The 5,884-nt window shown below is 35.7% G+C and carries 8 protein-coding genes; 3 read left to right on the top strand and 5 right to left on the bottom strand.

Features of this window, described 5'->3' with window-relative positions; translation table 11 throughout:
- Positions 1-315, top strand: a 315-nt coding sequence (locus AOG55_RS06160) for an AMP-binding enzyme (protein ID WP_449222422.1), incomplete at its 5' end; no start/stop codon positions are given.
- Positions 315-971, top strand: a complete 657-nt coding sequence (locus tag AOG55_RS06155) for an acetate uptake transporter (protein WP_231563415.1) — start codon at positions 315-317, stop codon at positions 969-971. The genes AOG55_RS06160 and AOG55_RS06155, both read left to right, overlap by 1 nt.
- Here the strand turns inward: AOG55_RS06155 and AOG55_RS06150 are convergent, their stop codons facing one another.
- A complete protein-coding gene (locus tag AOG55_RS06150; RefSeq protein WP_052656742.1) occupies positions 972-1,295 on the bottom strand; it encodes a hypothetical protein in 324 nt (107 codons plus the stop codon).
- 79 nt (positions 1,296-1,374) lie between these two features.
- Between AOG55_RS06150 and AOG55_RS06145 the strand changes: the two genes are divergently transcribed.
- Positions 1,375-2,940, top strand: a complete 1,566-nt coding sequence (locus tag AOG55_RS06145; protein WP_055032254.1) for an APC family permease — start codon at positions 1,375-1,377, stop codon at positions 2,938-2,940.
- On the opposite strand, the gene AOG55_RS06140 is transcribed toward AOG55_RS06145, so the two are convergent.
- The 4 genes from AOG55_RS06140 to AOG55_RS06125 all read right to left on the bottom strand — a co-directional run bounded on the left by AOG55_RS06140 (position 2,937) and on the right by AOG55_RS06125 (position 5,759).
- Entirely contained in the window at positions 2,937-3,674 is a 738-nt protein-coding gene (locus tag AOG55_RS06140; protein ID WP_048101482.1) for an ABC transporter ATP-binding protein, read from the bottom strand. The genes AOG55_RS06145 and AOG55_RS06140 overlap by 4 nt on opposite strands.
- Entirely contained in the window at positions 3,658-4,563 is a 906-nt protein-coding gene (locus AOG55_RS06135; RefSeq protein WP_048101481.1) for an ATP-binding cassette domain-containing protein, read from the bottom strand. Before AOG55_RS06135 ends, AOG55_RS06140 begins: the two co-directional genes overlap by 17 nt.
- A gap of 48 nt (positions 4,564-4,611) precedes the next feature.
- The gene (locus tag AOG55_RS06130; protein WP_048101480.1) at positions 4,612-4,959 is read right to left on the bottom strand and encodes a DsrE family protein; all 348 of its coding nucleotides are present in this window, start codon (positions 4,957-4,959) and stop codon (positions 4,612-4,614) included.
- 80 nt (positions 4,960-5,039) lie between these two features.
- Positions 5,040-5,759: a DUF92 domain-containing protein gene (locus AOG55_RS06125; RefSeq protein ID WP_054964251.1), complete on the bottom strand. Its 720-nt coding sequence runs from the start codon at positions 5,757-5,759 to the stop codon at positions 5,040-5,042.
- Between the last annotated feature and the right edge of the window lie 125 nt (positions 5,760-5,884).

Below are 5,884 nucleotides of genomic sequence, written 5' to 3'. Positions count from 1 at the left end.
GGAAAGCCTGATACTGTGAAGGGTGATGCAATAATAGCATTTGTTACATTAAAGGACGGCTATGAAAAATCCTCGGAGTTAATAGAGAAAATAAAGAGGAAGGTTAGAAATGACCTTGGCCCAATAATGGTTCCGGAGGAGATACACATAGTGAATTCACTTCCAAAGACAAGGTCAGGAAAGATAATGAGGAGGGTAATTAAGGCGGTTTACCTTAACCAGCTTCCAGGGGATATAAGCACCCTGGAAAATGAGGCGTCAGTTGATGAAATCAAAAGGGCAATGGATCTAATAAAAAAACAGAGTGGTAATTAATGGAAAATATAAAGGAAATTGATAATGAAAATAAGGCAATGATAAAAATTGCCGAGTCCAATCCAATGGAGGTTAATCAGATAAATAAGTCCCTGCTTGCTGATCCTGCACCCCTTGGACTTGCAGCCTTTGGTTTTACAACATTTTTATTGAGTTTTGTCAATGCCGGAATATTATCCGGCACTGCAGTATCTGTTGTTATGCCACTGGCATTTTCCTATGGCGGATTTGCACAGCTTCTAACCGGTGCATTTGAAATGCGCAGGGGGAACACCTTTGGTTTCACAGCCTTTACATCCTACGGTTCATTCTGGTTCTTTTACGGTCTTCTGGTCTTCTTCAGCTATTTAAAAATTATAACAATTTCTGTGCATGCACTTGGCATAGCCCTGATCCTATGGGGGCTTTTTACACTTTATATGTGGGCAAACGCAATGAGACTAAATTTGGCCCTAAATATGACATTTTTATTCCTGTGGCTTGCATTCATGGCCCTTGGTTTCGGTGCATATTATTCAAATACCACACTTACCAGAATAGGTGGAATATTTGGATTCATCACCGCATTTTTCGCTGTATACACAAGCTTTGCAATAATAAGCAATTCAATAAAGGAAAAAACCCTTCCCCTTGGCTCTCCATGGTTTAAAAAATAATCATTTAATTTTTTTTATTGTTTTTAACAGCATGCCGGTTTTTATTAACGTATCAGGGCTGTCAATAATTAAATGCCTCACTGGATATTTTTGAGGGTCATATGAATCAACATGAAGCTCATAATGATCAGTAAATTCAACAAGATGGATTCCCATTGTGGACTTATATATGCCTGATCTGTAATCACGTATCTGGCCCCTTATCTTTCCAACAGATCGCCTGAAGATTCCAGATTCCTCTGGTTTATTGTCAATATTCTTGCTTATCTCAATTTTCCCCTCAAGCACTGCCAGTGCACATAAGGAGTTCCATATATCATACATGAACATTATAATATAATAAATAATAAAAATCTATTGCAATGAAAAATGTTTAAATATGTTAGTGTAATACTAATTTTATATGTATGATAATAAAAAAGCCACAGAATATGAAAACAGGCTAAAAAAAGGGCAGGTTGGGACCTGGGGTGCCATAGCGGAGGAAATATCAGCAATGGCCCCAGCATGTGATGCAATAGCCTTTGTGGTATCCTCGGCAATTTTCGCATTCTTTTTAACACCATTATCATTTATAATCGCAACATTAACCATGTTTTTGGAGGTAAATACATTATATCATTTATCAAGAAGACATGCCAGCGCAGGGGGGTATTACGGTTATATTGCCAATGCATTTGGCCCTGTTCCTGCAATAAGTGCAGGATTAATGTATCCGATGTACCAGATAGTGAGTACCGCTGCAATTCCGGTTTTCGTTGCCGGTGTTGTGCTGCCGGGCGTTGTTAAATATTTCCTTGGAATTGGCATGCCAGCATGGATATGGATACCATTCATACTTGCATTTATAATTATACCCATAATGATAGCAATAATAGGAATCAGACCACAGATGAAATACATAAAATACGCATCATTTTTTGAGTTGATTTTCCTTGCCACATTATCTGCAATTATAATAATAAAGGCTCCTGATAACACAGTCAATGTATTTAATCCATTTGCGTGGCCACAGTACTCATCATGGTTTGCACCTGAGGGTGGCCCTATAGCAGGTGTTGGCCTTGGCATGATATTTGGTTTAACAAGTTTTATAGGCTACGGTGGATCAGCCCCTCTGGGTGAGGAGGCCACAAACCCAAAGGCCATAACAAGGGCACTGACAGTTGGCCTTCTGCTAGTTGGTATTGTATTGACAGAGGTTGCATACGCTCAGATCGTTGGCTGGGGGATACCAATGATGCAAACGTTTTCATCCAGCGGTATTCCTGGAATTATTGTTGCAACTGCATACACAGGTATAGTTGGCGGTGTTTTATTTTCTCTTGTTGCATTTAACTCTGCATTTTCTGATTCTGTTGCAATGCAGGCCAATGCGGGTAGAGTGTATTTTGCCATGGGCAGGGACGGAATTATACCAAAATTCTTTTCATATATACATAAAAAATATGTAACTCCATCAAAGGCCCTTATATTTGTGGCTGTTTCATCCTCAGTTATGGCAATTATATCGACATTTTTAATTGCAATGGGTGCTGGAGTCAATCCATACACACTTTTAACGAGCAGGGCCAGTGATCCGGTTATTGTTAATGCATTAACCGATTCCTTCCAGTTTTTAACAACCATGGCACTTGCCGGATTAATTATTACACACGTCCTTTTAAATACCAGTGTTATGACAATGTTCAGAAGATTAAAGGAAAAACATGGAAATATACTGGATAAAATAAAACACTTTACAGAGCATTATGCATTTCCAGCAATTGCCACCGTCATATTCCTTTTTGTTCTCTATGAATCAGTGGTGCCACCAGTGTACCCAATAACAGATGCAATCATAATAATAGGTGTTTATACATTATTTTCAGTAATTTATGCATTTTACATAAAATATAAAAAACCTGATGTTGCAAGGAGGGCGGGAAAGACCGTAAACCTGGTTGATGAGGAGCATAACAAAATTTAAATTCTTTTTTTATAATCAGGTGAGTATTCTATTAATTTTTTTGTATATTCATTTTCAGGTTTATTCATGATAGTATCAGTATCATTTTCCTCAATGATTCTGCCTTTATTAAGTATATAAATATAATCGGATGCGAAGGCCACACGGTTTATATCATGGTCTATATAAATTACAGAAATGGTTTTCCTTATGCTTTTTAAGAGTGAGAGCATATAAAATAAATTAATGGGGTCAAGCATTGAAAAAGCCTCATCCAGAACTATATATTTTGGATCAGGAATAATTGCAATTGTAAATGCAAGTTTCTGCATTTCTCCACCGGATAGTGTATTTACATATTTTGATCTATAATCATCATAATCAAGCCTGGTGGATTCAAATTTTTTTATTGAGCTTTCAATATCCACATTGTTTAATTCTGATGCGGTCATTATGTGCCATTCCACTGTCTTAACCATATTTAATGAAATGTAAGGGTCCTGAAACACATAGCGTATATAATCATATTTTTTCTCTTGGGAATTATCATAAAGAACCTCACCGGAATAATCCCTGTCATAACCAGATATTATATTTGCCAGTGTTGTTTTTCCAGAACCAGATGAACCAGTTATTCCATTTATAATATTTTCCTTAAAAATCGTTGATATATTATCAAGGGCATAAAAATCGGAATATCTAAAATTCCCGGTTTTAATTTTATATTTTTTTGTTAAATTAATTATTTTTATCATCCTTCCACCCAGGATATCTTATGCAGCGGTAACCATGACCATTAATGTTTTTATACGGTATATCGTTTTCACATTCATTATTTATGTATGGACAGGAATTTATAAAAACGCAGCCACCGTGCCTATCATTTTTTACCGGCCTGTAAACCAGATTTTTATTGGAATACAACGGAACATATTTCAGAATCATATCAGTGTATGGATGGAACCTGCATTTTAACAAATCATTAAAGTTTGCATCCTCTATAACCATGCCGTTATACATTATGTATATTCTATCTGCTATTTCAAAAAGTGCATTGACATCATTGCTTGAAATTATTATGGACGTTTTCTTTTTTATTTCCTTAAGAATTTTAAGTAACTTATATGTGGATATTGAATCAAGGCCTGTTGTGGGTTCGTCCAGCATCAGTATTTTTGGTTCCTTTAGCAGTGCCATGGCAATCACAACCCTGTGGCGCATGCCATCACTTAACTGTAAGGCCTTCATTTGAAGTATTGCAGGGTCAAGTGACAGTTCAGAAAATAGTGATTTAACATAATTTTCATCAAATGATTTCCAGTCATATAATTTACCAATCTGGAAATTAATGCTCTTTAATGGTTTAAGGCTGTTAAATGAATCCTGCTTAACATATATTGCATTATTTCTAAATTCTGAATAATTGCCCTTTTCAAATATGCTCTGACCATTGTATATTATATCACCGCTGCTTGAATAAATTTCACCCATTATGGCCCTTAACAGTGTTGTTTTACCTGATCCATTTGGGCCGAGGATGCCTATTATTTCATTTTCCCCAACAGTGAGATTAATATCTTTTATAACTTCATGGTATTTTTTATCCTGATAATAACCTGAGGATAGGTTTTTAATAATAAGCACGGATTATTATTGTAAATGTATATATAAATATTAGTATTATACTAAAAATTAGAATGTTATAACTGAATAGCCCTCATCAACCCTTTTGGCTGTTTCAACACCACCCATAACATCCCTTATCCCATCAAATATTATTTCGGGGTTTAATCCGAGGCCCTTTAAAGAAACCTTGCAGTACATAACATCTATATTTAATTCCTTCATATTATTGATCATATCCAGCATTGGTTTGGAACCGCCTGAATCCTTTAACAATGTTTCCACCCCACGGCCCAGGAACATAAAGGCAACGGTGGCGCCTGCATTCTTAACTGCATTGTATGCAAAATTCATGGCCATGTTGGCCCTGTTTATATCATCCTTTCCTGCTGTTGATATAACAAATAATTTAGCCATATATGGTAATAGTTTAATCGATAATAAATTTTTATTACATTTTTAAATCATATAAATGCAGGCAATTAAATATCAATGTATTAAAAACTAAACAGTATCCCAACGAAAACCGCCATGAGTGTTGAGGCAGCATTGACCTGCCCCTTGGTCATTTTATTTTTATTTTCAAATACCGCACCAAGTATGCTATCAAACTGGCATCCAAGGAATCCTAAAAATGTAATAATCAATATACTTATAATATTTATATTATGAAAATTAAGAACTGAATAAGAAAATGCAATAATAAAGGCACCAAAAACCGCCGCAAGCTCTCCCAGCAATGAAATCCCGCCATTAATGCCGGGCACAATTTTTTTAAAGTTTGTTATTAATCTAACATTCTTATCGAAAACCCCTATCTCAGATGCGAATGTATCTGCATTTACCGACGCAAATGATATGCTGAAGAGTTCAAAATAGGGCAGATTGTATACCTTAAATACGTTAAAAACTGCTATGATTAACCCAATCAGTGCGGCATATATAACATTGGATGCATGGCGCTCCCCATCGCGCCCCTCCTGAAGCTTCATTTTTGCCTTTTGTTGTATCCTATATTTTGTTGCCATAAACGCAGTGGCGGCAAATATAAGCATTAAAATAAGCCAGTAAATTGAACCCGCAAATGTTATAATTATTCCGACGATAAGTGCTGCAATTGTGCCCTTTAGATCAAAAACGTTGAAAACAAGTGAAAGAACAAAGAGGGACGAAAGGATTAATATTGCAGCGACAATATAGTCTACGCTAATTATCATCACCGGTTTTGATTTTATTTTTAAACTTATTTATTGTCAGACACATAAAACATAGATGCAATACAATATGCTTATAAATAATTTTGTTTTGGCAAATTTTTTAAATAATATATAGATCGGAAGAG

This window comes from Acidiplasma cupricumulans (assembly GCF_001402935.1).
In the GTDB taxonomy this organism is placed as follows: domain Archaea; phylum Thermoplasmatota; class Thermoplasmata; order Thermoplasmatales; family Thermoplasmataceae; genus Acidiplasma; species Acidiplasma aeolicum.
This window is presented reverse-complemented; position numbering and strand designations above follow the sequence as displayed.

Coding starts and splice junctions, on each gene's coding strand:
- AOG55_RS06155 (WP_231563415.1), top strand. CDS start 315: ATGGAAAATATAAAGGAAATTGATAATGAAAATAAGGCAATGATAAAA.
- AOG55_RS06150 (WP_052656742.1), bottom strand. CDS start 1,295: ATGTATGATATATGGAACTCCTTATGTGCACTGGCAGTGCTTGAGGGG.
- AOG55_RS06145 (WP_055032254.1), top strand. CDS start 1,375: ATGTATGATAATAAAAAAGCCACAGAATATGAAAACAGGCTAAAAAAA.
- AOG55_RS06140 (WP_048101482.1), bottom strand. CDS start 3,674: ATGATAAAAATAATTAATTTAACAAAAAAATATAAAATTAAAACCGGG.
- AOG55_RS06130 (WP_048101480.1), bottom strand. CDS start 4,959: ATGGCTAAATTATTTGTTATATCAACAGCAGGAAAGGATGATATAAAC.
- AOG55_RS06125 (WP_054964251.1), bottom strand. CDS start 5,759: ATGATAATTAGCGTAGACTATATTGTCGCTGCAATATTAATCCTTTCG.